General features: G+C 61.8%; 30 protein-coding genes and 1 pseudogene. 11 read left to right on the top strand and 20 right to left on the bottom strand.

Going from position 1 to position 24,561, the window contains the following annotated elements; all coding sequences use genetic code 11:
- Positions 1-9 precede the first annotated feature (9 nt).
- The 4 genes from hydA to ACZ9IU_RS16020 are packed head-to-tail and all read right to left on the bottom strand — an operon-like array spanning position 10 to position 3,340.
- Positions 10-1,464, bottom strand: a complete 1,455-nt coding sequence (gene hydA, locus ACZ9IU_RS16035) for a dihydropyrimidinase (protein ID WP_038544536.1) — start codon at positions 1,462-1,464, stop codon at positions 10-12.
- On the bottom strand, positions 1,461-1,841 hold the full coding sequence (locus tag ACZ9IU_RS16030; RefSeq protein ID WP_244447425.1) for a type II toxin-antitoxin system PemK/MazF family toxin: 381 nt from the start codon (positions 1,839-1,841) through the stop codon (positions 1,461-1,463). The genes hydA and ACZ9IU_RS16030 overlap by 4 nt, the downstream gene beginning before the upstream one ends.
- A complete protein-coding gene (locus ACZ9IU_RS16025) occupies positions 1,838-2,050 on the bottom strand; it encodes an antitoxin MazE-like protein (RefSeq protein ID WP_038544534.1) in 213 nt (70 codons plus the stop codon). The genes ACZ9IU_RS16030 and ACZ9IU_RS16025 overlap by 4 nt, the downstream gene beginning before the upstream one ends.
- Positions 2,051-2,086: 36 nt before the next feature.
- Positions 2,087-3,340, bottom strand: a complete 1,254-nt coding sequence (locus tag ACZ9IU_RS16020; protein ID WP_038544531.1) for a Zn-dependent hydrolase — start codon at positions 3,338-3,340, stop codon at positions 2,087-2,089.
- A gap of 239 nt (positions 3,341-3,579) precedes the next feature.
- Here ACZ9IU_RS16020 and rutR point away from each other — a divergent pair, with 239 nt between their 5' ends.
- Positions 3,580-4,221 carry an HTH-type transcriptional regulator RutR gene (gene rutR, locus ACZ9IU_RS16015; protein WP_038544530.1) on the top strand — a complete coding sequence of 214 codons (642 nt, stop codon included), beginning with the start codon at positions 3,580-3,582 and terminating at the stop codon, positions 4,219-4,221.
- A 79-nt stretch (positions 4,222-4,300) separates the two neighbouring features.
- On the opposite strand, the gene ACZ9IU_RS16010 is transcribed toward rutR, so the two are convergent.
- Positions 4,301-5,338, bottom strand: coding sequence for a glutamine synthetase beta-grasp domain-containing protein (locus ACZ9IU_RS16010; RefSeq protein ID WP_038544528.1), 1,038 nt, complete (start codon positions 5,336-5,338; stop codon positions 4,301-4,303).
- Between the two features lie 447 nt (positions 5,339-5,785).
- On the opposite strand from ACZ9IU_RS16010, the gene ACZ9IU_RS16005 reads away from it, so the two are divergent.
- Positions 5,786-5,983: a DUF2735 domain-containing protein gene (locus tag ACZ9IU_RS16005; protein ID WP_038549518.1), complete on the top strand. Its 198-nt coding sequence runs from the start codon at positions 5,786-5,788 to the stop codon at positions 5,981-5,983.
- A gap of 65 nt (positions 5,984-6,048) precedes the next feature.
- Here the strand turns inward: ACZ9IU_RS16005 and ACZ9IU_RS16000 are convergent, their stop codons facing one another.
- The gene (locus ACZ9IU_RS16000) at positions 6,049-7,089 is read right to left on the bottom strand and encodes a YeiH family protein (RefSeq protein ID WP_038544526.1); all 1,041 of its coding nucleotides are present in this window, start codon (positions 7,087-7,089) and stop codon (positions 6,049-6,051) included.
- Positions 7,090-7,202: 113 nt separating this feature from the next.
- Between ACZ9IU_RS16000 and ACZ9IU_RS15995 the strand changes: the two genes are divergently transcribed.
- The 4 genes from ACZ9IU_RS15995 (at position 7,203) to ACZ9IU_RS15980 (ending at position 9,523) form a co-directional block, all read left to right on the top strand.
- Complete coding sequence (locus ACZ9IU_RS15995; RefSeq protein WP_038549515.1) at positions 7,203-8,102, top strand: LysR substrate-binding domain-containing protein; 900 nt, start codon at positions 7,203-7,205, stop codon at positions 8,100-8,102.
- Positions 8,103-8,324: 222 nt separating this feature from the next.
- A complete protein-coding gene (locus tag ACZ9IU_RS15990) occupies positions 8,325-8,549 on the top strand; it encodes a DUF680 domain-containing protein (RefSeq protein ID WP_038544524.1) in 225 nt (74 codons plus the stop codon).
- Between the two features lie 89 nt (positions 8,550-8,638).
- Positions 8,639-8,866, top strand: a complete 228-nt coding sequence (locus ACZ9IU_RS15985; RefSeq protein WP_038544522.1) for a hypothetical protein — start codon at positions 8,639-8,641, stop codon at positions 8,864-8,866.
- A gap of 153 nt (positions 8,867-9,019) precedes the next feature.
- Positions 9,020-9,523, top strand: a complete 504-nt coding sequence (locus tag ACZ9IU_RS15980; protein ID WP_038544519.1) for a hypothetical protein — start codon at positions 9,020-9,022, stop codon at positions 9,521-9,523.
- On the opposite strand, the gene ACZ9IU_RS15975 is transcribed toward ACZ9IU_RS15980, so the two are convergent.
- Positions 9,520-10,065 carry a rhodanese-like domain-containing protein gene (locus ACZ9IU_RS15975; protein ID WP_038544517.1) on the bottom strand — a complete coding sequence of 182 codons (546 nt, stop codon included), beginning with the start codon at positions 10,063-10,065 and terminating at the stop codon, positions 9,520-9,522. The two genes, ACZ9IU_RS15980 and ACZ9IU_RS15975, sit on opposite strands and share 4 nt — an antisense overlap.
- Before the next feature lies 1 nt (position 10,066).
- Entirely contained in the window at positions 10,067-10,369 is a 303-nt protein-coding gene (locus ACZ9IU_RS15970) for an ArsR/SmtB family transcription factor (RefSeq protein ID WP_038544516.1), read from the bottom strand.
- Between the two features lie 71 nt (positions 10,370-10,440).
- Between ACZ9IU_RS15970 and ACZ9IU_RS15965 the strand changes: the two genes are divergently transcribed.
- A complete protein-coding gene (locus tag ACZ9IU_RS15965; protein WP_038544514.1) occupies positions 10,441-10,788 on the top strand; it encodes a carboxymuconolactone decarboxylase family protein in 348 nt (115 codons plus the stop codon).
- A gap of 41 nt (positions 10,789-10,829) precedes the next feature.
- On the opposite strand, the gene preA is transcribed toward ACZ9IU_RS15965, so the two are convergent.
- Together preA and ACZ9IU_RS15955 are read right to left on the bottom strand one after the other, a co-directional pair.
- Positions 10,830-12,143, bottom strand: coding sequence for an NAD-dependent dihydropyrimidine dehydrogenase subunit PreA (gene preA / locus ACZ9IU_RS15960; protein WP_038544512.1), 1,314 nt, complete (start codon positions 12,141-12,143; stop codon positions 10,830-10,832).
- 13 nt (positions 12,144-12,156) lie between these two features.
- A pseudogene (locus tag ACZ9IU_RS15955) lies at positions 12,157-13,531 on the bottom strand (NAD(P)-dependent oxidoreductase).
- 225 nt (positions 13,532-13,756) lie between these two features.
- Between ACZ9IU_RS15955 and ACZ9IU_RS15950 the strand changes: the two are divergent.
- Entirely contained in the window at positions 13,757-14,161 is a 405-nt protein-coding gene (locus ACZ9IU_RS15950) for a DUF2325 domain-containing protein (RefSeq protein WP_038549512.1), read from the top strand.
- On the top strand, positions 14,142-14,363 hold the full coding sequence (locus tag ACZ9IU_RS15945) for a hypothetical protein (protein ID WP_038544508.1): 222 nt from the start codon (positions 14,142-14,144) through the stop codon (positions 14,361-14,363). Before ACZ9IU_RS15950 ends, ACZ9IU_RS15945 begins: the two co-directional genes overlap by 20 nt.
- Positions 14,364-14,578: 215 nt before the next feature.
- Here ACZ9IU_RS15945 and ACZ9IU_RS15940 read toward each other — a convergent pair whose 3' ends face one another.
- The 6 genes from ACZ9IU_RS15940 to xylF form a co-directional block, all read right to left on the bottom strand.
- Entirely contained in the window at positions 14,579-14,899 is a 321-nt protein-coding gene (locus ACZ9IU_RS15940) for a DUF423 domain-containing protein (RefSeq protein WP_051900141.1), read from the bottom strand.
- Positions 14,900-14,954: 55 nt separating this feature from the next.
- Positions 14,955-15,344 carry a group II truncated hemoglobin gene (locus tag ACZ9IU_RS15935; protein WP_038544505.1) on the bottom strand — a complete coding sequence of 130 codons (390 nt, stop codon included), beginning with the start codon at positions 15,342-15,344 and terminating at the stop codon, positions 14,955-14,957.
- A 145-nt stretch (positions 15,345-15,489) separates the two neighbouring features.
- Positions 15,490-15,669 (bottom strand): hypothetical protein, encoded by a 180-nt coding sequence (locus tag ACZ9IU_RS15930; protein ID WP_038544503.1) that lies wholly within the window; start codon positions 15,667-15,669, stop codon positions 15,490-15,492.
- Between the two features lie 210 nt (positions 15,670-15,879).
- Entirely contained in the window at positions 15,880-16,665 is a 786-nt protein-coding gene (locus ACZ9IU_RS15925; RefSeq protein ID WP_038544501.1) for an ATP-binding cassette domain-containing protein, read from the bottom strand.
- A 14-nt stretch (positions 16,666-16,679) separates the two neighbouring features.
- Complete coding sequence (locus ACZ9IU_RS15920) at positions 16,680-18,005, bottom strand: sugar ABC transporter permease (protein ID WP_038544499.1); 1,326 nt, start codon at positions 18,003-18,005, stop codon at positions 16,680-16,682.
- 183 nt (positions 18,006-18,188) lie between these two features.
- Positions 18,189-19,229 (bottom strand): D-xylose ABC transporter substrate-binding protein, encoded by a 1,041-nt coding sequence (xylF, locus tag ACZ9IU_RS15915; RefSeq protein WP_038544498.1) that lies wholly within the window; start codon positions 19,227-19,229, stop codon positions 18,189-18,191.
- A gap of 201 nt (positions 19,230-19,430) precedes the next feature.
- On the opposite strand from xylF, the gene ACZ9IU_RS15910 reads away from it, so the two are divergent.
- Both ACZ9IU_RS15910 and ACZ9IU_RS15905 read left to right on the top strand, forming a co-directional pair.
- On the top strand, positions 19,431-20,657 hold the full coding sequence (locus ACZ9IU_RS15910; protein ID WP_038544495.1) for an ROK family transcriptional regulator: 1,227 nt from the start codon (positions 19,431-19,433) through the stop codon (positions 20,655-20,657).
- A 48-nt stretch (positions 20,658-20,705) separates the two neighbouring features.
- Positions 20,706-20,918, top strand: a complete 213-nt coding sequence (locus ACZ9IU_RS15905) for a hypothetical protein (protein WP_038544494.1) — start codon at positions 20,706-20,708, stop codon at positions 20,916-20,918.
- 9 nt (positions 20,919-20,927) lie between these two features.
- Here ACZ9IU_RS15905 and ACZ9IU_RS15900 read toward each other — a convergent pair whose 3' ends face one another.
- The 4 genes from ACZ9IU_RS15900 to ACZ9IU_RS15885 form a co-directional block, all read right to left on the bottom strand.
- Positions 20,928-21,410 (bottom strand): hypothetical protein, encoded by a 483-nt coding sequence (locus ACZ9IU_RS15900; RefSeq protein WP_038544492.1) that lies wholly within the window; start codon positions 21,408-21,410, stop codon positions 20,928-20,930.
- A gap of 116 nt (positions 21,411-21,526) precedes the next feature.
- Positions 21,527-22,492, bottom strand: a complete 966-nt coding sequence (locus ACZ9IU_RS15895) for a hypothetical protein (protein WP_038544489.1) — start codon at positions 22,490-22,492, stop codon at positions 21,527-21,529.
- Between the two features lie 260 nt (positions 22,493-22,752).
- The gene (locus ACZ9IU_RS15890) at positions 22,753-23,589 is read right to left on the bottom strand and encodes a transglutaminase family protein (RefSeq protein WP_038544487.1); all 837 of its coding nucleotides are present in this window, start codon (positions 23,587-23,589) and stop codon (positions 22,753-22,755) included.
- 27 nt (positions 23,590-23,616) lie between these two features.
- On the bottom strand, positions 23,617-24,558 hold the full coding sequence (locus ACZ9IU_RS15885; RefSeq protein WP_038544485.1) for an alpha-E domain-containing protein: 942 nt from the start codon (positions 24,556-24,558) through the stop codon (positions 23,617-23,619).
- Positions 24,559-24,561: the final 3 nt, after the last annotated feature.

Here is a 24,561-nt window from a genome sequence, read left to right as displayed (position 1 = left end):
GTTTCCCGTTCAAACCCCGCTGGCCGGAATGCCCGTGCGTTCCACCTTGCGCGGCGAGGTCAGTTCCTTCCAGGTCGACAGCGCCTTGTTCACCGCAGGATAAGGCTCGCGCTTGACGAATTGGCCGTGGCCTTCCTGCGTCTTGATCGCCCCGTCCTCGATTGCGACCACGCCGCGGGTCAACGTGTAGCGCGGCAGACCGGTCACTTCCTTGCCTTCGAAGACGTTGTAGTCGATCGCCGACTGCTGGCTCTTGGCCGAAATGGTCTTCGATTTGTTCGGATCGAGAACGACGATATCCGCGTCGGCTCCGACCAGCATCGCGCCCTTCCTTGGATAGATATTGAGGATTTTCGCGATGTTGGTGGAGGTCACCGCCACGAACTCGTTCATGGTGATGCGGCCGGTTGCGACGCCATGCGTCCACAGCATCGGCAGCCGGTCTTCGAGGCCGCCGGTGCCATTCGGGATCTTTCTGAAATCGCCGAGACCGGTGCGCTTCTGGTCGGTCGTGAATGCGCAGTGGTCGGTTGCTACCACCTGCAGCGAGCCGGAGGCGAGGCCCGCCCAGAGGCTGTCCTGATGCTGCTTGCTGCGGAACGGCGGCGACATTACCCGGCGGGCCGAATGGTCCCAGTCCTTGTTGAAATATTCGCTCTCGTCGAGCGTCAGGTGCTGGATCAGCGGTTCGCCATAAACGCGCATGCCGTTCTGTCGGGCGCGGCGGATCGCTTCATGGGCCTGTTCGCAGGATGTGTGGACGACATAGAGGGGCACGCCTGCCATGTCGGCAATGATGATGGCGCGGTTGGTCGCCTCGCCCTCGACGGAGGCGGGACGGGAATAGGCGTGTGCCTCGGGGCCGTTATTGCCCTCGTCCATCAGCTTGGTCTGCATGGCGGCGACCACGTCGCCGTTTTCGGCATGGACCAGCGGCAGGGCGCCGAGCTCGGCGCAACGCGAGAACGAGGCGAACATCTCGTCGTCGTTCACCATCAGCGCGCCTTTGTAGGCCATGAAATGCTTGAAGGTGTTGATGCCGTGATGCGCGACGACCGCCTTCATCTCGTTGAAGACCTGCTCGCCCCACCAGGTGACCGACATATGGAAGGAATAGTCGCAATTGGCGCGGGTCGCCTTGTTGTCCCAGCGCTTCAGCGCGTCGAGCAGCGACTGGCCGGGCTCGGGCAGGCAGAAATCGACCACCATGGTCGTGCCGCCGGCAAGTGCTGCCCGCGTGCCGCTCTCGAAGTCGTCGGCGGAATAGGTGCCCATGAACGGCATTTCGAGATGCACATGCGGATCGATGCCCCCCGGCATGACATAACAGCCCGTCGCATCCAGCGTGGTATCGCCCACAAGGTTCGGGCCGATCTCGATGATTTTGCCGCCGTCGATCTTCACGTCCGCCTTGTAGGTCAGGTCGGCCGTGACGATGGTTCCACCCTTGATGACTGTGGTCATTGTTGTTCCTCTGTTCGTTCGTTCATCGGAAGGGGCAGGATCGCCTGCCTCAAGCCTGTGATGTTGATCAAGGCCGCTTCGAGCCTCCACATGTCTTGGTCGCTCAGCCGACCAATCACCTGAGAGATCGCGGTTTTGCGCAGGTGCGTCACCTTATCGACCATAATCTGCGAGACGGCCTGCAGGCCGTTTTCGGCGGAGGGAGCAATTGTAGGTCGAAAATTCGGTGAATCGGCAAGATAGGTCGTCAGCGGACAGAGAATCAGCGTTTCATGAGCGTCGATATACTCGTCGGCGTGGAGAATGGCCGCGGGTCGAGGTTTTCCGAGGTCACCCTGGAACGCCGCCGTCACCATGTCGCCGCGCTTGAAAGTCACGCTTTGTCCCAGTCCCGATGAGCGTCCTCGTCAACCAGTTCGAGGATGCCGGCCTGCCGATCGGCCTCCACGGCGGCGCGTGCTTGGCGCGCCGCTTCCTGCCGGTAGGCTTTGCTCGTCGTGTCCGGTACCCAGATCTCGATCGGCCGATATCCCTGGCGGATCAGTTCGGCCCGTTCTTCGGGTGATATTTCCCTCGGTCGTCCCATTGTCCGTTTCCTGTCTCAAGGTTGGCGGTTGCAATGCTACTCCACAATCTCCGCCGTCTCCAGCACGGCATGGAACAGAACATCCGCGCCGGCTGCCGCCCACTCCCTGGAAATCTCCTCCGCCTCGTTGTGCGAAAGTCCGCCGACGCAGGGGCACATGATCATCGTCGCGGGCGCCACCTTGGCGGCCCAGCACGCGTCGTGGCCGGCGCCGGAGATGATGTTCATGTGGCTGTAGCCGAGCTTTTCGGCCGCTTCGCGGACCCGGCCGACCAGAACCGGATCGAAGGTTACCGGATCGAAATGGCCGACCGCCTCGACCGAACAGCCGACGCCGAGCGGCTCGCAGATTTCAGTGGCCTGTTTCTCGATCGTCGCCCGCATGCGGTCGAGCTTTTCCTGGGACGGCGTGCGGATGTCGACGGTGAAGACCACCTTGCCCGGCAGCACGTTGCGGGAGTTGGGCGAGAAGAACACCTGGCCGACGCCACCCACGGCGCCCGGCTGTTCGGACATCGCCACCGCCTGCACCATTTCGAGGATGCGGCCGAAGGCGAGCCCGGCATTGACGCGCAGGTTCATCGGCGTCGAGCCCGTATGCGCTTCGCGGCCGGTCAGCGTGAATTCCAGCCACCACAGGCCCTGACAGTGGGTGACGACGCCGATCTGCCTGTTCTCCGCCTCGAGGATAGGCCCCTGTTCGATATGATATTCGAAATAGGCGTGCATCTTTCTGGCGCCGACCTCTTCGTCGCCGAGCCAGCCGATGCGCTTCAGCTCGTCGCCGTAGGTCTTGCCGTCCGGATCCTTGCGGCCATAGGCGTATTCGATCGAGTGAACGCCGGCGAACACGCCCGATGCCAGCATGGCGGGGGCGAAGCGCGCGCCTTCCTCGTTCGCCCAGTTGGTGACGACGATCGGATGTTTCGTCCTGATGCCGAGGTCGTTCATGGTGCGGACCACTTCCAGCGCGCCGAGCACACCGAGAACGCCGTCATATTTGCCGCCGGTCGGCTGGGTGTCGAGATGGCTGCCGACATAGACCGGCAGCGCATCCGGATCGGTGCCGGCGCGGGTGGCAAACATCGTGCCCATCCTGTCGACGCCGACGGTCATGCCCTCGGCCTCGCACCATGTCTTGAAGAGATGGCGGCCTTCGCCGTCCGCATCCGTCAGCGTCTGGCGATTGTTGCCGCCGGCAATGCCGGGGCCGATCTTCGCCATGTCCATGAGCATGTCCCAGAGACGATCGCCGTTGATGCGCAAGTTCTCGCCGGGTGCTGCCACCATTTTTTAGTCCTCGCCTGTTTTACGTCCACCCGGAGCGGGCGGCATGCTTTTCGTTCCCGTCGGTCCTTCGCGCGCCATAGCACTTGAAGATCGGCATTGCGTTTATTCCGCTTGTCGCCGATAATTTGACCGCTTGGTAAAACATTACTATTTCCGCCGCGCCACTCAAGACGAAAATCAAGAAAAATCCAGCGGAATTTCTAGAGCGCGGGTGGACGCGGAAGAGGGCAGGGACACGCATGGCCATCCCGAGGGCGGCGAAGACGCAGAGACGCACCCGCATCCAGGAAGAGAAGGAGGAGCGCATCCTTGAAGCGGCGCTCGACGTATTTTCCCAGAACGGTTTCCGCGGCGCCACGATCGACCAGATCGCCGAGGCGGCCGGCATGTCGAAACCCAATCTGCTTTATTATTTCCGCACCAAGGAGGCGATCCACCGCCACCTGATCGACCGGGTCCTGTTCACCTGGCTGGAGCCGCTGCGCGCCTTCGATGCCGAAGGCAATCCGGAATCCGAGATCCGCTCCTATATCCGCCGTAAGCTCGAAATGGCCCGCGATTTCCCCCGTGAAAGCCGGCTTTTCGCCAATGAGGTGCTGCAGGGCGCGCCGCATATCGAGGATGAGCTGAAAGGCCCTTTGAAGGCGCTGGTCGATGAAAAAGCGGAGGTGATCCGGGCCTGGGCGCGGTCGGGCAAGATCGCCAAATGCGATCCCTATCACCTGATCTTCTCGATCTGGTCGACGACCCAGCATTATGCCGACTTCGACGTGCAGGTGCGCGCCGTGCTCGGCCAGGACTATGCGGGTGAAGGGCGTTTCGAGGATGCGGCGCGATTCTTGGAACAGCTCTTCATAGACGGGCTGCGGGCGCGCGCCTGAACTTCCTTCCTAATCCGAAAACGAAAAACGCCGGCACTGAGGCCGGCGTCTTCTCATCTACCGATTGCCGAGCCTTCTATCAGGCGGCGGCGGAAGCCCGGTTGGTCGGGACCTCGGCGATCGTCTTCAGAACCTGGGAAGCGATCTGGTAGGGGTCGCCCTGGGAGTTCGGACGGCGGTCTTCCAGATAGCCCTTGTAGTCGTTCTTGACGAACGAGTGCGGCACGCGGATCGAAGCACCGCGGTCGGCAACGCCGTAGGAGAACTTGTTCCACGGAGCCGTTTCGTGCTTGCCGGTCAGGCGCTTGTCGTTGTCCGGACCGTAGACGGCGATGTGGTCCATCAGGTTCTTGTCGAAAGCAGCCATGAGCGCTTCGAAATAGTCCTTGCCGCCAACTTCGCGCATGTACTTGGTGGAGAAGTTGCAGTGCATGCCCGAGCCGTTCCAGTCGGTGTCGCCGAGCGGCTTGCAATGGTATTCGATGTCGATGCCGTACTTTTCAGTCAGGCGCTGCAGCAGGTAGCGTGCCATCCAGATCTGGTCGGCGGCCTTCTTGGAGCCCTTGCCGAAAACCTGGAATTCCCACTGGCCCTTGGCCACTTCGGCATTGATGCCTTCGTGGTTGATGCCGGCTTCCAGGCAGAGGTCGAGATGTTCTTCGACGATTTCGCGGGCGACGTCACCAACGTTCGAGTAACCGACGCCGGTGTAATACGGACCCTGCGGAGCCGGGTAACCCTGTTCCGGGAAACCGAGCGGGCGGCCGTTCTGGTAGAAGAAGTATTCCTGCTCGAAGCCGAACCAGGCATCCTCGTCGTCGAGAATGGTCGCGCGGGCGTTGGTCGCATGCGGCGTGACGCCATCAGGCATCATGACTTCGCACATGACGAGCGCGCCGTTGGTGCGGGCCGGATCGGGATAAAGCGCGACCGGCTTCAACACGCAATCGGACGAGCGGCCTTCGGCCTGCATGGTCGACGAACCGTCGAAGCCCCACAGCGGCAGCTGTTCGAGCGTCGGGAAGGTGTCGAATTCCTTGATCTGCGTCTTGCCACGCAGGTTCGGTACCGGGGTGTACCCGTCGAGCCAGATGTACTCGAGCTTATACTTGGTCATATTTTATCTCTCAGGCCGTGACGTTCATGGTTGAGCCATCCTGAGGAAGCGGCATCGCGACGATACCGCGCCTCCGGGGTAACCAGAAGAACGCATTTCCCGTGCCAGTTTGCATCGGAGCGACGGTTTTGGATTAAAAAAGTGTGAACGAAGGGGCGCAGGCGGAGCGCTGAGAGGGACTAAAGGTCCGGTAGATCAGCACGGTCTCATGAAATCTCCGAGTTTTAAAGGTTCTATCAAGATTGCCCGGAACCGGGTCCGGTTGGCACACGTTTCCCCGCTGGAGGTTCCTGCGAGCAAAATAGATCGCCGGAACCGCGCTGCCGCTAAATTAGCGCCTAGCGCGAGTCGGAAAAATGATATAAAATCATGCAATAAGCACAAAAAATGTGCAGATTTGTGCTCTGTGCGGGTTTGGATGCACTTTTGAAGTTAGGAGACGATAGGATGGCAATTCACATCCATCGTAAGTCAGCAACGATCTATCAGTTTCCGGTCCGCCCAAGACGGCGGCTGGAGGATGGCCGGACTGTGCCGACCGGGATCCATGAGGTTGCGTTGAGTGTTGTCGATACCAATTGCTGGTATCACGACGAAGCGGTGCGGGATTCCGAGCCCAAGAACGACCAGCCGAAGCCCTGCTGACCCCTAGATGACGAAAAGGCCGCGCCATTGGATGACGCGGCCCCCATCCCTTCGATCTGATTTTCTTAGAACGCGAACAGCTTCAGCATTGCGTAGCCGAAAACCGCGATGAATAGCCAGCCGAATGCGCCGAGCGCGAGCGGCCGCCAGCCTTCCGCCTTCAGCTTGCGGATATCGGTCTGCAGTCCCATGGCCGCCAGCGCCATGGACAGAAGGAAGCTGGTCGAGGTCACGAGCGTCTGGCTCACGCCTGCCGGAATGGCGACTGCGCTGTTGAAGAGCATCATCCCGATAAAACCGAGGACGAACCACGGCATCGGCGCCGAAGCCTTCGAGGGGCCTTCCGCGCCGGAGCGCATGGCGAGCGCCAGCGTCATGATCAGCGGCGCCAGCATGACGACGCGGGCGAGCTTGGAAATGGTGCCGAACTGCCCGGCGACATCGCCGCCCTGGAAGGCGGCGGCCACAACCTGCGCGACTTCGTGGATGGTCGAGCCGGTCCACAGGCCGTAACCACGGGCGTCGAGCCCGAGCGGGGCGGCGAGCAGCGGATAGACAAGCATCGACAGCGACCCGAACAATGTCACGCAGGCGACCGCATAGGCGACATGCTCCTGCTTGCCGCGGACCACCGTATTGGCGGCGATGACGGCCGAGGCGCCGCAGACCGAAGTCCCGGCGGCGATCAGATCGGTCAGCGACCTGTCGACACCCATGGCCCGGCCGACCAGCCGGATCGCCACGAAGGTGGTCACCAGCGTCAGCGCCACCATTGCAAGGCCGGCCCCGCCGAGCGAGAGGATCTGACCTGCCGTCACCTGCAAGCCGAGCAACACGATGCCGAAGCGCAGGATGCGCTTCAGCGAAAAGCCGATGCCGGGCTCGACGGCCACCGGGACAGGGGCCAGATTACGGATCAGCATGCCGAAAACGATCGACAGGATGAGCGGGCTCAGCGCCATCCATCCGGTCAGGTTGCGGACGGTGAGGGCGGCCGTGGCGATCGCGGCGGTCAGAAGAAGTCCGGGAAGAAGCTGAAGAAGTGCCGGCCAGTGGGGCGAGGCGGGAAGGGCGCGCTGTTCTGCGGTCGGCTGGATCGGCTTCATGATTTTTCCACGAGTGTCTCTATTCGTCGAAAAACATTCTCTCTTCTGCAGAAACACAAATCCAATTGATAAGTTTTCTGATATCGTTCGATAAAAGCGAATGGTTTTGGACAATGACCCTTGATCAACTCCGAATTTTTCTGGAAGTCGCCGCCCGCGAACATGTGACCCGTGCGGCGGAGGCGCTGAACCTCACCCAGTCGGCGGTGAGCGCGGCGATCTCGGCGCTGGAGGCGCGCCATGCCGTGATCCTGTTCAACCGGGTCGGGCGACGCATCGAGCTCACCGAAGCCGGAAAACTTTTCGTGCCGGAAGCGCGCGCCGTTCTGGAGCGGGCGCATACCGCCGAGCACATGCTTGCCGATCTCGGCGGGTCCGCGTCGGGCATCCTGCGTGTGCATGCCAGCCAGACGGTGGCGAGCTACTGGCTGCCGGCTCGCCTCGTCAGTTATCACGAGCGGTTCCCGCGCGTTGACGTGAGGCTTACCGTCGGCAACACCCAGAGTGCGGCCGAAGCCGTGCTGACCGGGGCGGCGGAGCTTGCCGTTGTTGAAGGCGAGGTGTTTCTGGCGGGGCTCAAACGCCGCAAGGTGGCGGAGGACCGGCTGGTCCTGGTGGTCGGCAGCCGCCACCCCTGGGCGGACGGCCGCAAGATCCGCTCGAGCGATCTTCTCGAAACCAACTGGATCATGCGCGAACAGGGATCCGGCACGCGCTCGGCATTTGAGGCGCAACTGACCAATCTCGGCATCGAGCCGCAGTCATTGTCAGTCGTCCTTGAAATGCCGTCGAACGAAGCGGCGATGGCGGCGGTGGAGGCGGGGTTGAGCGCCACGGTGCTTTCAAGCCGGGCAGCATCGTCCCACTCGTTCTCCGGCCGGCTTCACATTGCCGATTTCCCGATGCCGCTCCGTCAGTTCTCGGCGATCTTTCATGGCGAGCGGCACGTCACCCGGGCGCTGCGCGCCATGCTCGACCTATTGAACGAGCCGGCTGAAGACAGCTCCCGCTGATCCCCGGCCATATCCCCCACGTAAGTGCGCGGTTTGTGTGAACGATAAAATTTAAATCGTTCAGTATTTGCGAACAATACGTCTGCAACTTGCTGTCTATTCCCGGCGACCGACTTGCACCATCTTCAGCATCAGAAGCGCGGCAACGAGCTTCGAAAGACAAGATCAAACACGGATAGGGGCTTCGAGAAACTCGGCTCCACCACATCAAGGAAGAAGACAATGAACAGAATTTCCTCCGCCATCGCCGCAGCCCTGATCGCTTCGGCTTCGTTCGCTTCTGCCGCTCTTGCCGAAGGCGACTATTACCAGGGCGTCCAGAAGAACGCTCCCGCCGCCTCCGCTACCGTTGACCGCATCAGCACCGGCAGCATCGGCCAGAACGAAAAGCTTCAGGCCGACATCAACAACGGCGACTATTTCGACGGCGCCAACCGCCCGAACTAACTGCAGCTCACTCAAGATACCGAAACAAACAATCCGCAGGCCAGGTCGCAAACTCGTGAGCCGCGGAACACTCTGAAAGGACTACCACAATGACCAGGATCACTTCCGCTATCGCTGCAGCTCTCATCGCTTCGGCCTCGTTCGCTTCCGTCGCCCTCGCTGAAGGCGACTATTACGAAGGCGTTTCCAAGGCTTCCGCCACCGTCGATCAGGTCCAGACCGGAAGCATCGGCCAGAAGGTCGAAGCCCGGAAGGCCAACATTCAGGCCGACGTCAACAGCGGCGACTATTTCGACGGCGCAAACCGCCCGAACTGATCGCCCCTGAACTCATTGCAGGCATCCAGTACGAAGAAGGCCCGGCCAACCCGCCGGGCCTCTTTGTTTCCGTACTCATTCTTTAGATAATTCGCATATTGCAGGCGTTGTGTTATGATTGTGGACCGAAAGAAGTCTTGGGAGGTGAAACCCATGGAGAGACTGCTTTTTAGGAACCTGCGACCACTGTATGGCTGGCTCTTCATTGTCGCCTGGTTCGCCATTCTTGTGCTGATGACCTGGGTTTTCCTCCGTGACAGCGGCATCTCCCAGGAACCGTTCAGGGCTCTCACTATCGCTTTTTTCTGGGGCCTCGGCTGCTGGCTGGCATTCGGAGCACTCACACGGCCGATCGTCTCGGTCCGGCAGAAGAGCGACGGCAGCTGGATCGTCATTCGCCGCTGGCCCTGGACCCATGACGAGGAGCGAATCGATCCCGATCGCCTGCCGGCTCCGACCATCGACGCGGAAAGCGACGGCGAGGGAGGCATGCACTACCGCTGCCTTCTGAAGACGCCGGAACACGGCCCGGTGGAATTCAGCGAGCACCTCAAACTGGACAAAGCCGCCCTCGCACGCGATCGCATGGCCTTGCTGATCAGGAGCGCCAGAACCAGAACGCCGAGAAACACCCCGCCTCTTCCCGGTTCGCGCTAGGCCGCCCGGTTCCAAGGCATGCGCTGAAGCAGGAGAGCGAGGCCGCACCAGCCGCTGAAGCCCGCAAAGGCAAGCATGAAGCCGAAAAATCCGGCCAGCGCAAAGGCAGGTGTCAGGCCAAGAAAGCCAAGAGCCACGGAAAGCAGCACGAGGCTGCCGACGATCATCTGCACCTGGAGAAAGATCGATGGCCCACCTTTACCTGTGGCGAGCCCGACGACGGGCAAACCTGCCTGTTTCCATGCGGTGATGCCGCCTTCGAGATTGTAGATCCGGTGAGCCGGCAAGATATCCTCGAGTTTACGGCAGGCCTGTTCGCCGCGGCCGCCTTTCAGGCAATGCACAACGATCCTTCGGTTTTCCGGGACCTTCAGGTTCTGCCGCAGGTCGCCCACGGTACCAAGAGGCAGCGAGGCGGCCGCGGCAATATGCTCGGCCCGGAACTCGTCCGGCTCGCGTACGTCGATCAGGATCGCATCGCCCGCGGCAAGCCAGTCGGCGGCCTGCGTTGCGGATACGGTCCTCGTGGTTTCGGTGTTCATCTTATTTTCCCTTGCAGAAATGCCGGTAGAGGATGCCCATCAGTTCGCTGACGGCCGGATGGACGATGAAATAGAAAAGCGTGCGGTGTTCCCGCCGGAAGTCGACGATGCCTTCTTCCTTCAGCTTGGCCAGATGCTGTGACATCGAGGTTGGCGCGATGCCGGTCGCCTCGATCAGCTGAGCGACATTGCGCTCGCCCTCCGCCAGCGCACAGAGCACCAGCAGCCGGTGGGAATTGGCCAGGCCCTTGAGGAAGTTCGCCACCTCCTCGGCCTTCACGGGCATTTCGTCAGTCAGGTCCATGGGTGGCCTTTACAGTTCATGTTTTTCTTATATCATAAAAACATGAACTGTAAAGATTGCAGGAGACCTGAATGACGAAAGACTATCGCCAGATCACCAGGGACATATCCGCTTACACCGCCGAGATGCGGAAGCTGACGCCCGACGCGATGCAAGGGTTCTACGCTTTGTCGAAGGGGGCCGGTGCCGATGGCGCGCTGGACAGGAAGACGAAGGAACTGATTGCGCTCGCGATCGGTATCACCCAGCGGTGCGATGGCTGTATCGGCTTCCATACCAAGGCGTTACACGGACTCGGTGCTACGCGGCAGGAGATTGCCGAAGTGGCGGCGATGGGCGCCTATATGGGCGGCGGGCCCGCGCTGATGTATGCAGCCGACACGTTGCGCGCCTGGGATCAGTTTTCAGAAGTGGCGTAAAAGGGAAGGCGGCCGGGCCGCCCTCCTGTCTCCCTGCCATCTTACTCCGCGGCCTGCCTTGCCATCGGGTTGTTGGGATGCTGCGTCCAGTTGGCGTAAGTCGGATCGACCACCTTGCCGGTGCGCTTGTCGAGATCGCCGGCGGGCAGGGCTTCCATGGTGATGCAGTTCTCGACGGGACAGACGTTGACGCAGAGATTGCAGCCGACGCATTCCTCTTCCATCACCTCGAAATGGCGCACGCCGTCGACCATGCTGGTGATCGCCTGGTGGGAGGTGTCCTCGCAGGCGATGTGGCAGCGGCCGCACTTGATGCAGGCGTCCTGGTCGATATGCGCCTTGGCGATGTAGTTGAGGTTGAGATACTGCCAGTCGGTGACGTTGGGGACCGCGCGACAGATGATGTCGTCAAGCGACTGGTGGCCCTTCTCGTCCATCCAGTCGGAAAGGCCGGTGATCATTTCCTCAACGATCTTGAAGCCGTAGGTCATCGCCGCAGTGCAGACCTGCACATTGCCGGCCCCGAGCGCCAGAAACTCCGCCGCGTCCCGCCAGGTGGTGATGCCGCCGATGCCGGAGATCGGCAGGCCGTAGGTCTCCGGATCGCGGGCGATTTCGGCGACCATGTTGAGCGCGATCGGCTTGACCGCCGGGCCGCAATAACCGCCATGGCTGCCCTTGCCGCCGACCGACGGGTTGGGCGAGAAGGTGTCGAGATCGACGGAGATGATCGACGAGATCGTGTTGATCAGCGACACCGCGTCCGTGCCGCCGCGCTTGGCGGCGCGGGCAGGGTGGCGGATATCGCTGATGTTAGGCGTCAACTTGGTGATGACTGGCATGCGGGTATACTGCTTGCACCAGCGCACTACCATTTCGATATATTCCGGCACCTGGCCGACCGCGGAGCCCATGCCGCGCTCGGACATGCCGTGCGGACAGCCGAAATTGAGCTCGATGCCGTCCACTTCAGTCTCTTCCACCAGCGGCAGGATCGCCTTCCAGGCCTGTTCCTCGCAAGGAACCATGATCGAGGCGACAATCGCCCGGTCCGGCCAGTTCTTCTTCACTTCCTTCATTTCACGAAGGTTGGTGTAGAGGTCGCGGTCGGTGATCAGTTCGATATTGTTCAGGCCGAGCAGGCGGCGGTCGGCGCCCCAGATCGCGCCGTAGCGCGGCCCGTTGACGTTGACGACCGGCGGACCTTCCTCGCCGAGCGTCTTCCACACCACGCCGCCCCAGCCTGCCTTGAAGGCGCGCTCGACATTGTAGGCTTTGTCGGTCGGCGGCGCGGACGCCAGCCAGAACGGGTTGGGGGATTTGATGCCGACGAAATTGTTGCGGATATCAGCCATATTAGTTCTCCCCTCAAGCCACTGCGGTTGCCGGCTGCGCTGCGGCGGCCAGGGCTTCTACGATGCTTTCTGCGGCGTCGCGTCCTTGCGCGACCGCCGAGACGGTCAGGTCCTCGCCGGTGCCGATGCAGTCGCCGCCGGCCCAGACGCCCTCGATCGAAGTGCGGCCTTCCGGATCGACGACGATCTTGCCCTTTTCGAACTGCAGCGCGCCGAGGCCCGAGGCGGAGAAGGTCTGGCCGATCGCCTTAAAAATCTGGTCGGCGGCGATGACGCCGGTCTCACCGGTGCCGATCAGCTTGCCATCACGCATTGCGGTATATTCCACCTCGATGCCGGCGACCTTGCCGTCCTTGCCGATGATCGATTTTGGTGCCAGCCAGTGGCGGATGATGACGCCGTTGGCGGTCGCCAGATCCTGCTCGTAAGGGGAGGCGTTCATGTTCTCCTTGCCGCGGCGATAGCAGATCGTCACCTCCTCGGCGCCGAGCAGTTTTGACTGGATGGCGGCGTCGATGGCGGTCATGCCGCCGCCGAGGACGACGACGCGCCGGCCCGATCGGCAGCACGCTCTTGTCCTTTGCCTGGCGAAGCGCGGCGATGAAATCAACCGCGTCCTCGACGCCCGCGAGCGCCTCGCCCTCGATGCCGAGGCCGTTGACGCCGGCAAGACCCATGCCGAGGAAGACCGCGTCATATTTGGCGGAGAGGTCGGACAGCGAGAAATCCCGGCCGAGCGCCTGACCATTGACAATCTCAATGCCGCCGATCGCAGTGACGTAATCGACTTCGCGGGCGGCGAAATCATCGACAGCCTTATAGGTGGCGATGCCGTATTCGTTGAGGCCGCCGGCCTTTTCTCGTGCTTCGAGAACGGTGACGGAATGGCCGTGCATGGCAAGCCGGTGCGCGGCGGCAAGGCCGGCGGGGCCTGCGCCGACCACGGCGATCGTCTTGCCGGTCGGAGCCTTGCGGCTATAAAACTGCCGGCCCTGTTCCATGGCGATGTCGGTGGAATAACGCTGCAGCTTGCCGATCTCGACCGGCTTGTCCTCGGCCGTGTTGCGCACGCAGGCCTGTTCGCAGAGCGTTTCGGTGGGACAGACCCGGGCGCACATGCCGCCCAGAATATTCTGGTCGAAGATGGTCTTTGCCGAACCGATCGGATTGCCCGTCTGTATCTGCCTTATGAACAGCGGAATATCGATGGAGGTGGGACAGGCCGTCATGCACGGCGCGTCGTAGCAGAAATAACAGCGATCGGATTCGACCAGCGCCTCGTGCCTGTCGAGACGCGGGTGGAGATCGGCAAAATTCGCCTCATAGTCGGCAGCGGCGAGGCGGCCAGCCTCGATTCCGGCCTTCGGACCGTTTCCCAGTCGTTCCATCCTAAGTTCCCTCTTTTATGGATTCATGGACAACTATTGAGCAAAAGGTACCACAGCGTAAAAATTTATCAAACGGTAAATTTTTGGAAATGGCGGGGCCATATCAGGGCGCCCGATATATCATGATAAAAATAGTCCACTTTAATCTTTACTCTGAAAATCAACTTTAATATGGTGCCGGCCATCGAGGAACTGCGGTTCAGCAGAATCGGCGGCGAGGGGCATATGGCCAAGAAGCAGAAGCATAAGAGCAGCAATTCCGGCGCGGCACCGAAAGGCGCGGAAACGCGGGGACCGGCTGTCACCGACGTCCGCAGCTTTCTCTATGTCGGCGGCCGTGATTGTCAGGTGGCTCACCTGCGGGAGATCGCCAGCAATTTCGGCGCGGAACTGATCCACCACGACGGCGGTTTGCGCGAGGCGGTTTCCCGCATCGATACCGTGCTGCCCTCGGTCGACTGCGTCTTCTGCCCCATCGACTGTATCAGCCACGATGCGTGTCTGAGGGTGAAGACCGGCTGCAAGAAGTTCGGTGTTGCCTTCGTGCCGCTTCGCAACGGCTCCAAATCCAGTCTGGAGCGGGCGCTTCAGACCATGAAGGAACGCAATGATGAACGAAGAACGTCGTGACACCAGCCTTTTCATCGGCCTGCACAAGCTCGCCGAACAGAACGGCGACGGGTTGGTGCCGGAACTTTACGCGCTGCTGACGAGGCGAGCCGAAGCGGCTGCGGACATGACCAATGTGGTGGTGCTGCCGAAAGTCGATCGGACGCGCTCGATGGATGTTGCCGAAGTGGAAAGCGCAAAGGTCCTGGTGTTCAAGCGGTAGGACCAATCAGGAACTCCCTCTTCTCCCCAGCGGGGAGAAGGTGGCCCGAAGGGTCGGATGAGGGGGCGCAGCTATATGATACGCCGAACGCGTGGCCCCCTCATCGCCTCGCTATGCTCGGCACTTCTCCCCGCTGGGGAGAAGAGGGAGTACGCGGGTAGCGCGCCTCCTTTTTCTCCCCTAGTTGGGAGTCGGCGAGTCGGCACAAGGGCGTGCTAAACCTCTCGCACCCTGAAAAACGCCCCGGACGCCACGATCAGCCAGCCCAACATCATCCCCGATCCGCCCACTGGCGCGGCAATCGGAAACAGCCGGTCGCCGAGGTAGTGGCGCGAGACGAGGTCGCCCGCAAAGATGATCGTGCCGAGACCCAGCACCAGTGCGGCAAGCGTTGCCGTGCGAAAATGCCGGTGGCCGAGATAGAGCGCGAGCAGAACCGGCGCATGCGCCAGGCACATGGTCGAGGCGGAGCCGAGGAAGGCCGTGTCGCCGCCGTGGCTTGCGGCTGCCGCCAGCGCCACGCCGGCAGCCCCCATCAGGCCGCTCACAAACAGAATCAACGGCCTGACATTGTCGAGTCTTTGCAACGGCCTATTCCTTGTTCTGCATATGGAAGGCAAGCCGCTCGATCGGAGGCCAGATGATCTCGCGCAGTTTCGGATTTTCGATCGTCTCGTCCATGGCGCGGCGGAAACAAAGCATCCATTCGTCGCGTTCGAGAGGCCCGATCGCTGCGCCGAAATGGCGCGAGCGCAGCCGCGGGTGGCCGTGTTTTTCCACATAGACCGGCGGGCCGCCGAGATAGCCAGTCAGATAATCGTAGAGTTTCGCCTCGCTGCCTTCGAGGCTCGGCGGATGAACGGCGCGGCAATGGGCCGCTTCCGGCAGCGTGTCCATCAGCTCGTAGAAGCGCTTCACCAGCGCCCGGACCGTCGCGTCCCCGCCGATCGCGTCATAAAGTGTGATGGTTTCGTCCGCCATGCCCGCTCGGCTCGCTCGCTCTGATCGTCTCAAGCGGTGTTAGCGGATCCGTACCGTAGCGGGCAAGCGCCAAGGCGTCGCAGAACAGGGTGTCTCGGGATCCAGCGGGTGCGCCGCGGCGCGATCAGCCTGAAAATGCAGCCGGTCACTCCGATCCGGTATCCACCTCTTTCGAATTGGGCTCAGCCAGCGAGCCGGTGCCGGGCGTCTTCTCCCTGTCGATCAGGTGTTCCGTGTCATGCGGCCCGGCCGGCGGATGTTTGGCTGTCTTCGCCGGTCGTTCTCTATGTTCGATAATTTCCTGTGCAGTGCGCTCTTCTGCCATTCTTGATCCTCCGACGTTGGGGTTTCAAAAGCCAACGTCAGGGGAGGAGAGGAGTTCCAGGGGAGAGGGCTGTCGACTGCCTGCCGATCGATGCGACGCGATCTGTTTTTGAAGGAGATAAGGCGGAACCGGGAGAGAGCCCGGCTCCGCCTCTGCGCTACCCCTGATCAGCGGCGGGCTTCAAAGGGCGGGCGCAATTCTGTCTGGCAGTCACACCACCTTCATGGCGCCGGGGCCGGGCGTGGCGCCGGGCGGCACCTTGCCGAGGATGATCATGCCAAGCACCTCGTCCTTGGTGACGTCCCCGGTGCGGGCATGGCCGACCACCTTGCCGTTCTTCATCACGAAGACGCGGTCGGCGAGGTCGAAGACGTCGTGGATGTCGTGGCTGATCAGGAAGATGCCGATGCCTTCCCGCTTCAGCTGCTTGATGAGGTCGCCCACCTGCGCGGTCTCCTGGGGTCCGAGCGCTGCAGTCGGCTCGTCCATGATCAGGATGCGGGCGTCGAACAGGATCGCGCGGGCGATCGCCACCGATTGCCGTTGGCCGCCGGAAAGCGCTTTCACAGGCTCCTTGAACCGCTTGAAATTGGGGTTGAGGCGGCCCATCACCTCACGGGCGCTGGCCTCCATGGCGACATCGTCGAGCGTGCCCCATTTTGTCTGCAGCTCGCGGCCGAGATAGAGGTTGGCGGCGGCATCGACATTGTCGGCGACGGCGAGCGTCTGGTAGATCGTCTCGATGCCGTATTTCTTGGCGTCGCGCGGGTTGCGGATGTCAACGGTCTCGCCGTTGATCATGATGTCACCGTTGTCGCGCTTGTAGGCGCCCGATAGGATCTTGATCAGCGTCGACTTGCCGGCGCCGTTATGGCCGAGCAGGGCCACGACCTCGCCGGGGAAAAGATCGACCGAGGCATTCTCGACAGCATGGATCCCGCCGAAGGAGATGGAAATGTTCTTCATTTCCACGAGCGGAGTGGTTTGTTCCGTCACGATGAAAACTCCTGTTATTTGGCGCGAGAGCGATAGACGGTGTCGAGCCAGACGGCGGTGACGAGCACCATGCCGACGACGATGCGCTGGAACGGCGAGTCGATACCGAGCAGCACCATGCCGGATTGAAGCGACTGCATGACGAGCGCGCCGAGCATGGCGCCGGCGATCGAGCCCATGCCACCGGCAAGCGAGGTGCCGCCGATCACGGCTGCGGCGATCGTGTAGAGTTCGTCGAGTTCCCCTTGCGCATTGGTTGCGGCGTTGAGGCGGGCGGTGGAGATCGCCGCGGCGATGGCGCAGAGCACACCCATCAGTGCGAAGATCTTGACCGTCACCCAGCGGGTTTTGATGCCCGCAAGTTCCGCGGCTTCGGGATTGCCGCCGATCGCGAAGACATAGCGGCCGAAGCGCAGGCGGGTGGCAATGAAGGTCATGACGATGCCGACCGCGATTGCCATCAGCACCGGGATGGCGATGCCTTGGGAGATCAGCAGGCCACCTTCCGGCCAGGCAATGTTGTTTGCCTCGGCGTAACGGCGGGCGATGGCGATCGGCCAGTAATAATCATTGGCGATCGAGACCGCGCCAAGCACGACGATGCAGCCGAGCGCGACCAGCACGTATTCGGCCCAGATCGGCCGGCGCGGGAAGGAGAAGCGCTTGCGCTGGCGACGGGCGTTGATGATCGCCGCGATGATGGCGAGACAGGCGATGATGCCGACGATCCAGCTCCAGGTGGCGCCGATCGAGCCTTCGGTGCCGCCGCCCATCAGGCGGAAGTTGACGTCCATCGGCGCAACGGTCTGGCCGCTCGTCACGAACCAGGTGGCGCCACGCCAGATCAGCAGGCCGCCGAGCGTCACGATGAACGAGGGCACGCCGAGAAAGGCGATGATGGAGCCCTGCAGCGTACCGATCAGCGCTCCGATGGCGATGCCGCCGGCCAGGGTGATGATCCAGATCGCCGGATGGTTGAAGCCGAACAGCTCCGGCAGAAGCCTTGCCTGTAGCACCCCCATGACCATGCCGGTGAAACCGAGGATCGAGCCGACCGAAAGGTCGATGTTGCGGGTGACGATGACAAGCACCATGCCGGTCGCCATGACGGCGACCGAGGCGGTCTGCACCGAGAGGTTCCAGAGGTTGCGCGGCGTCAGGAAAAGGCCGCCCGTCAGGATATGGAACCCGACCCAGATGATCAGCAGCGCGCCAATCATGCCGAGCATGCGTGTGTCGATCTCGGTCGCGCGGAAGAAGCGGGCAACGAAACTGCCTTCCGCCTGTCCTGCCGCTCCCGATGTCTTGGAATTCGTTGTGGACTGTATCGTCTCGGCCATTTTTTGCCGTTCCCCACTTTTGCGAGGCGCTGCGGTTCGACAAAAATCGAGCCGGACCGCGCCTGCGCGACGTTCAGCCGCCGGGTAATCCTTCGTGCGGCCGCGCCATCTTACGCCGAAAACCGACGCCGCGGCAGAAGTGCTGCGGCGTCGGTGAGTTTATCGTCTGCGGACAGCCATGCGTTACTTGCAGGCAGCCACTGCGCCGGCCTTGACGCCCTGGCAGGCTTCAGCCTTGCTGATCCAGCCTGCTTCGATGACGACGTTGAGGTTGTCCTTGGTGATTGCCTGCGGCTTCAGGAAGACCGACTGCATCTTCACCTTCTTCGGACCGCCTTCGAAGGTCTGGACGCCCTTGATCTCGGTCAGCTTCTTGCCGCCGGCAAGTGCCAGAGCGATTTCAGCGGCGTTCTTGCCGAGTTCTCGGCTGTCCTTCCAGACGGAAACCGTCTGGGTGCCGAGAGCCACGCGGTTCAGGGCTGCCTTGTCGGCGTCCTGGCCGGAGACCGGAACCGAACCTGCCAACCCCTGGGCGTCGAGCGCTGCGATCGCACCGCCGGCAGTGCCGTCGTTGGATGCGACGACCGCGTCGACCTTGTTGTTGTTCTTGGTCAGGAACTGTTCCATGTTCTTCTGGGCGTTTTCGGGCTTCCAGCCGTCGGTATAGGCTTCGCCGACATTCTTGATCTTGCCGCCGTCGACTGCAGCCTTCAGCACTTCCATCTGGCCGGCAAACAGGAAGTCGGCGTTCGGATCGGAAGAAGAGCCCTTGATGAAGACGTAGTTGCCTTCAGGCTTTGCCTTGAAGACGCCCTGCGCCTGCAGGCGGCCGACTTCCTTGTTGTCGAAGGTGATGTAGAACGCGGCCGGGTTTTCGATCAGGCGGTCGTAACCGACGACCGGAATGCCTTCGGCTGCAGCCTTTTCGACGGCAGGGCCGATGGCGCTCGAATCCTGCGCCAGAACGATCAGGGCATTGGCACCCTGGGAGATCAGCGATTCGACGTCGGTAAGCTGCTTTGCGGCAGACGACTGGGCGTCGGCCGAGATGTATTTTGCGCCGGCGGCTTCAAGAGCCTTCTTGATCGCGGCTTCGTCGGTCTTCCAGCGTTCTTCCTGGAAGTTCGACCAGGAAACGCCGACGACGAGATTGGCCGCCATGGTGGCGGAATGCATGGAAACGAGGATGGCCGCGCCGGCCATCAGCTTTACGAATGATCTCATAATGTCCTCCCGAGTGACGGCGGATGGGCGCTAGCCTCCGTGCTCTCCCCCCGCCAGATAATCTGCCGGAGAAAGCGTCCAAGCTTTTTTCTCGACAGTCGAGAAATTAGATGTCAGAGATTCCGTGGGCTGTCAATCGGCACTTGTGGAGGGAGAGGCACTGCCGTATCGACAGATGGAGTGAGGGAGGCGGCAGGCGGAATGCTGGCGAAATCGAGCACGGAATTGGTCCGGCAGCAGAACAGCGCGCTCGTGCTGTCTGCGCTGCGTCGCCATGGCCGGCTCGCGCATACGGAAATCTCGGATGCCACCGGGCTGGCGTCGGCGACGATCTCCTCGATCACCGCGGATCTGGAACGCGCCCGCATCATCGAAAAGAGCGAACAGCAGGCGACCGTCGGCCGTGGGCGGCCGCGCGTGCTGTTCAGCCAGCGGCGCAATTGCGGCTATCTCATCACCGTCATCATCTCGTCGGACATGATCCAGTATTCGCTGGTCGATTATGCCGGAACGTTGCTCGACCGGTTCAGCGAACCGCGCGGGGAGGGCGGCACGGCGGCCTTTCTCGCGGCCATCTCGGCGGGGCTCGAACGGGCCGTCGAACGTTCCCGCATCGATCGCGGCAGCGTTCTGCTCGTTTCGGTCAGCAGCAAGGGACTGGCGCATCCGAGCGATCCGGTGCTTGTCTGGTCGCCCGTCTTCGGTTCCCAGCCCGTCGATTTTGCTGCGGCGCTCAAAGACGGTTGGCAGGCCAAGGTCATTCTCAACAACGAGACGCTGCTGGTGGCGAGTGCACTGCTCGAACGCCAGGTGAAGACGCAAGGCGGCGGTGAGCCGGTTCTCGCGGCGCTTTCGCTCGGGCACAGCATCGGGCTCGGGATCGCACGCCGCGTCGCCGGCGGGGTTCCGGAAATCTCGGCGCCCAATTTCGGGCACATGCTGCACATGCCGAACGGCGGGCTTTGTCGCTGCGGTGCGCGCGGCTGCGTCGAGGCCTATGCCGGTTTCTACGCCATCCTGCGCGCCGCCTTCGAGGTGCCGGTGGATACGATCCCTGCGAAATTCGTGCCCGTCAGCGAAATCGACAAGATCGCCGTCCGCGCCCGGCAAGGCAATCGCATGGCGCAGCTCGCCTTCCGCAATGCGGGTGCCGCGTTGGGCTACGGTCTCTCGCGGCTGCTCAGCCTGCATGGCCATATGCCGGTCTTCATCACCGGTCCGGGCACCCGCTACCAGGATCTGCTGCAGGCGGGCATAGAGGAGGGACTGGCGCAGACGCATGTGGTGCGGCTCGGCGGCATGCCGGGCCTGACCATCGTGCCGGACGAACCCTCGCTGGTGTTCGAGGGGCATCTCAATCTTGCATTTTCGATCGTCGACCAGGATATCATCGGTTCGCGCCAGAGCATGCAGGCCGCCGGGGAATGACCGATTGCGAGTGACTGGTGGCAAAACGACTGGCCGGGAGTGAAGACCATGATCGATCCGAACCATCCCTTTTACGAGCCGCTTTGGCGCCGGGTATTGATCCCGGCGGTCTGTGCCGCCTGGGCGATTTTCGAACTGGTCGCCGGAGAACCCTTCTGGGCGATCATCGTCGGCGCCATGGGTGTTTACGCCGGCTACAAGCTGTTCATCGAAAAGAAAAAGCCGCCGGTCGAGAAGCCCGCCGACGACCCGCAGGACTAAGCTTTTTTCCTAGCGCCAGAAGAGCCCCTTGATCGCCGTGTCGATCAGGAAGTTGGCGGTCTTCATGCGGGTATTGGCATTTTCCCGGAATTCCGGGGCGACGCCATCCGGATGGTTGGCCTTGGCGAAATGCCGCCGTTTCTCGGCAAGCGTCGCCTCGGTATCGGCAGCCGTGATGGCAAGCTCCGCAGCGATCTCCTCGGTCGTCAGCCGCAGCAGATGGGCGGGAATGATCGGCGGCGCCGGCTGCTCTTGCGGTTCATCTTCCGCCCGCATCGATTCGATTTCGATCTCGGCGACATCGGGAAGGAAGGCGAAATAGGCTTCGGTCCCGGTTGCTGTCGCCACTGGACCGTCATCCGTCGGCGCGACGAAACCCATGCCGAGCCCCTTGATGCGGAAGCCCGTGCCTGCCTCTTCGCTGTCGTCTTCGCCGTGCTCCTGCTTCAGCCGCGTCAGCACCGACTGGAAGACCGATTGCCCAAACAGCATGCGCCACCTCTTTTATGGGGCGGGACTAGACCATGCGGAGATGGCGTCGAGCTTGCGGCCATATTGATGTGTGATGGGATGAGCCCCGTCGGGGCTCATCGAGCCGGAAGGGTCGCTCAGCGCACGACGGGTTCGCCGTGATATCTGCGCTTCGAGGGTTTCGATACGCCGAACCCGACTTCCATCATGAGCCGAGGGTGATATTTTGCGACCGTCCCCATGTGGAAGCCGAAGGGATCTTCGACGAACCCGTAGCCCGCCTTGCCGGTCAGGGTGACGGCGCTCTCCTCTCCGTAAAATTCGAGCACTTCTTCCGCCGGATGTCCAACGAGCAGGGTCAACTGATGCTTGAGACGCCGCTTGTTGTGGCTGCCGCGCATATAGACATGCGGTCCCGCATCCTCATCGACATTCGACAGATAGAAAAAGAATTTCAGCATCCGCCAGTCGTCGAGATCGAAATGAAACTTGAACGACGCACGGCTGAGGTCGGCCTCCGAAGCGGATTGAGTGGGAAAGCTCCACCACGTCCGCGTGGTGATCAGCTTGGCTTCACCGCCCAGGTAGTGCCGTGCAATATCCAGAAGAAGAGGATCCTGCTGCACCGCGACCGCCGCCTCGCAACTGGCGATCCTTTCGAAATGGTGGCCGCTCAGGATCGCTCGACCGAATCGGCGTTCCGCTTCCGCGTGTTCGTCCGCCCGGAATTCGAGTTTCCGCTCGAAGTTGCCGAAGCAAGGGGTTTCGGATGCAAAACGGGCGATCTCCTGCCGAATCGGATCGGGAAGGATGAGGCCGGTGAAGATCCCGTTCCGTCTGAGTTCGTCCGCAACCTTATCGGCTTCGATATCGCCGAACATCGATGTTGCCATCGGCGCAGACTTCGAGACGCGCCGGGCAGTCAGCCAATGGGCTCGCCTGAACGGAATTGTCCGGGCCAAAAGGAACATGGGGAGCCAAGCCGGGTTTTCCCGCAGGTCGGTGAAATAGGTGGGCAGGCGTGCGGCCATTCGCCGGAAAGTTCCGCCATGGCGCGCGATGGATTCGAGATCCTGCGGCTTGGTTTTGGACGTCTCAAGCATCTGGTATCCTCATTCAGGCATGGCATTGCCATGCGTTTCGGTAACCCGCAGCCCCGCGCAATGTAGGCAGCAATAGTCCATGCCGCAATGCAGCATAGATTGCCGCCTTCCGGATCTTCAACCCTTGAACTGCTTGTGAAATCGGGAACGCCGTCCACGGTTAACAAACCGTTGTGCCGCAGGACGGGCTGAATCGATGATCTTACGGCCTGCCGAGAACGCCTGCCATGCCGGACGGCGTCCTCGGCTTGGCGCGTTTGTCACTCCTGGGATTGCGTCTGGCCCTGCTGGCTTTGGCTTTGGCTTTGCGCCACCGTCAGCGAAACCTTGAGGTTTTCGCTGGCCGGACCAAGGCGCATGCCGGAGACGGGCGCGCAGTCGCGGTAGCAGAGGCCGGATGCGACCCGCACGTAGCTGTCGTTCGGGCAGATCTTGTTCGACGTGTCGAAACCGACCCAGCCGAGGCCCGGCAGATGCACTTCCGCCCAGGCGTGGGTAGCGGCCTGTTCGGTCTCGCCTTCCATCAGCAGGTAGCCGGAAATGTAGCGCGCCGGGATATCCAGCAGCCGGGCGGCAGCGATGAATATATGAGTGTGGTCCTGGCAGACGCCGGTCCTTGCCTCCAGAGCCTGTTCGGCGGTCGTCTCGGTGCCGGTCGCGCCCGGAACATAGGCAACGGTCTCGTGGATCTTCTCCATCAGCGCGTGCATCCCGGCAAGCTCGCTGTCGCCCTCGAGGCTTTTGGTAAGCTCGCGGATGAGCTTGCCGGGTTTGGTCAGCGCCGTCTCGCGCAGGAACAGCCAGAGCGGACAGAAACCCTGGTGCGGACCGAAGACGCCGGCGCGGTCCTGGGTCTCTACCTCGCCGGACGCGGTGATGCGGATCGTGTGCTCGGTGCCTTCGGTGGAGACCAGCTCGACGCGGTTGCCGAACTGGTCGGCATAACCCGCCTCGATCTTGGCGCCGTCGACTGTGATCGACCAGTTGATGACTTTCTGGCCGGGGCCGTCGGTTGGGGTCAGCCTGAGCCGCTGCAGCGAATAGGGTACCGGCTCGTCGTAGAGATATTCGGTCGTATGGGAAATCTTCAGCCGCATGTGCGGTAAATCCTGTGCCTGTTGGCTTTACTGGTAAAAGCGGTAGCCGTCGGAGATTTCGGCGCTGAGCTGGTTGTTGCGGCTGACGAAATCCTCCAGGAATTCGTGCAGGCCCTGGTCCATGATGTCGGAAATGGAGCCGCGCTTCAGCGTCGAGCGGATCGCCGCCGCGGTCTCATGCGCCTTCAGTCGTTCATCGTAGGTTTGCGCCAGATAATCGAGATTGTTGGTGATCTTCTCGTAGCAGTAAGCCAGCGAGCGCGGCATCTGGACTTTCAGGATCAGGAAATCGGCGATGTTGGCAGATTGATATTCGCCGTCATAGACCCAGCCGTAGGAACGATGGGCCGAGACCGAGCGCAGTATCGATTCCCATTGGTAGTTGTCGAGCTTCGAGCCGACCTGGCTGATGGCCGGCAGCAGCACGTAATATTTCACGTCGAGGATGCGGCTGGTGTTGTCGGCGCGTTCGATGAAGGTGCCGATGCGCGAGAAATTGTAGAGGTCGTTTCTCAGCATCGAACCGTGGAAGGCGCCGCGGATCAGGCCGCAGCGGTGCTTGATGACATCGATCAGTTCGGGCAGGTCGGTCGCCTTCTGCTTGCGGGCGAGCCGGGCTTTGAGGTCGATCCAGCATTCGTTGGTCGCCTCCCAGGTCTCGCGGGTCAGCGCCGTGCGCACCATGCGGGCATTGTTGCGTCCGAATTCGATGCAGGACATGACGCTCGACGGGTTGGCCTGGTCGCGCAGCAGGTAATCGATGGCGTCGGCCGCCGTCAGTTCGGTGTGCACTTCCGAATAGGCTTCGCGCACGCCCGCACTTTCGAGCACGCCGTGCCAGTCCTCGTCGGAGGAGCCGGCGCGGGTCAGCGACACGCGCAGGCCGGCATCGACGAGGCGGGCGATATTTTCTGCCCGCTCGATGTAACGGAACATCCAGTAAAGGCCGTTTGCAGTTCTTCCGAGCATGTC

The sequence above is a fragment of the Mesorhizobium sp. USDA 4132 genome, from assembly GCF_056279545.1.
This window is presented reverse-complemented; position numbering and strand designations above follow the sequence as displayed.

Bases quoted from the DNA above. Each gene is read 5' to 3' on its own strand.
- ACZ9IU_RS15930 (WP_038544503.1), bottom strand. From the start codon at position 15,669: ATGGCAGAAGAGCGCACTGCACAGGAAATTATCGAACATAGAGAACGA.
- ACZ9IU_RS15885 (WP_038544485.1), bottom strand. From the start codon at position 24,558: ATGCTCGGAAGAACTGCAAACGGCCTTTACTGGATGTTCCGTTACATC.
- ACZ9IU_RS16020 (WP_038544531.1), bottom strand. From the start codon at position 3,340: ATGGTGGCAGCACCCGGCGAGAACTTGCGCATCAACGGCGATCGTCTC.
- ACZ9IU_RS15905 (WP_038544494.1), top strand. From the start codon at position 20,706: ATGATCGATCCGAACCATCCCTTTTACGAGCCGCTTTGGCGCCGGGTA.
- ACZ9IU_RS15910 (WP_038544495.1), top strand. From the start codon at position 19,431: ATGCTGGCGAAATCGAGCACGGAATTGGTCCGGCAGCAGAACAGCGCG.
- ACZ9IU_RS15895 (WP_038544489.1), bottom strand. From the start codon at position 22,492: ATGCTTGAGACGTCCAAAACCAAGCCGCAGGATCTCGAATCCATCGCG.
- ACZ9IU_RS15945 (WP_038544508.1), top strand. From the start codon at position 14,142: ATGAACGAAGAACGTCGTGACACCAGCCTTTTCATCGGCCTGCACAAG.
- ACZ9IU_RS15935 (WP_038544505.1), bottom strand. From the start codon at position 15,344: ATGGCGGACGAAACCATCACACTTTATGACGCGATCGGCGGGGACGCG.
- ACZ9IU_RS16005 (WP_038549518.1), top strand. From the start codon at position 5,786: ATGGCAATTCACATCCATCGTAAGTCAGCAACGATCTATCAGTTTCCG.
- ACZ9IU_RS15980 (WP_038544519.1), top strand. From the start codon at position 9,020: ATGGAGAGACTGCTTTTTAGGAACCTGCGACCACTGTATGGCTGGCTC.
- hydA (WP_038544536.1), bottom strand. From the start codon at position 1,464: ATGACCACAGTCATCAAGGGTGGAACCATCGTCACGGCCGACCTGACC.
- ACZ9IU_RS16010 (WP_038544528.1), bottom strand. From the start codon at position 5,338: ATGACCAAGTATAAGCTCGAGTACATCTGGCTCGACGGGTACACCCCG.
- ACZ9IU_RS15985 (WP_038544522.1), top strand. From the start codon at position 8,639: ATGACCAGGATCACTTCCGCTATCGCTGCAGCTCTCATCGCTTCGGCC.
- xylF (WP_038544498.1), bottom strand. From the start codon at position 19,229: ATGAGATCATTCGTAAAGCTGATGGCCGGCGCGGCCATCCTCGTTTCC.
- ACZ9IU_RS16000 (WP_038544526.1), bottom strand. From the start codon at position 7,089: ATGAAGCCGATCCAGCCGACCGCAGAACAGCGCGCCCTTCCCGCCTCG.
- preA (WP_038544512.1), bottom strand. From the start codon at position 12,143: ATGGCTGATATCCGCAACAATTTCGTCGGCATCAAATCCCCCAACCCG.
- ACZ9IU_RS16025 (WP_038544534.1), bottom strand. From the start codon at position 2,050: ATGGGACGACCGAGGGAAATATCACCCGAAGAACGGGCCGAACTGATC.
- ACZ9IU_RS15890 (WP_038544487.1), bottom strand. From the start codon at position 23,589: ATGCGGCTGAAGATTTCCCATACGACCGAATATCTCTACGACGAGCCG.
- ACZ9IU_RS15965 (WP_038544514.1), top strand. From the start codon at position 10,441: ATGACGAAAGACTATCGCCAGATCACCAGGGACATATCCGCTTACACC.
- ACZ9IU_RS15920 (WP_038544499.1), bottom strand. From the start codon at position 18,005: ATGGCCGAGACGATACAGTCCACAACGAATTCCAAGACATCGGGAGCG.
- ACZ9IU_RS15940 (WP_051900141.1), bottom strand. From the start codon at position 14,899: ATGGGGGCTGCCGGCGTGGCGCTGGCGGCAGCCGCAAGCCACGGCGGC.
- ACZ9IU_RS15970 (WP_038544516.1), bottom strand. From the start codon at position 10,369: ATGGACCTGACTGACGAAATGCCCGTGAAGGCCGAGGAGGTGGCGAAC.
- ACZ9IU_RS15975 (WP_038544517.1), bottom strand. From the start codon at position 10,065: ATGAACACCGAAACCACGAGGACCGTATCCGCAACGCAGGCCGCCGAC.
- ACZ9IU_RS15900 (WP_038544492.1), bottom strand. From the start codon at position 21,410: ATGCTGTTTGGGCAATCGGTCTTCCAGTCGGTGCTGACGCGGCTGAAG.
- ACZ9IU_RS15950 (WP_038549512.1), top strand. From the start codon at position 13,757: ATGGCCAAGAAGCAGAAGCATAAGAGCAGCAATTCCGGCGCGGCACCG.
- rutR (WP_038544530.1), top strand. From the start codon at position 3,580: ATGGCCATCCCGAGGGCGGCGAAGACGCAGAGACGCACCCGCATCCAG.
- ACZ9IU_RS15990 (WP_038544524.1), top strand. From the start codon at position 8,325: ATGAACAGAATTTCCTCCGCCATCGCCGCAGCCCTGATCGCTTCGGCT.
- ACZ9IU_RS15995 (WP_038549515.1), top strand. From the start codon at position 7,203: ATGACCCTTGATCAACTCCGAATTTTTCTGGAAGTCGCCGCCCGCGAA.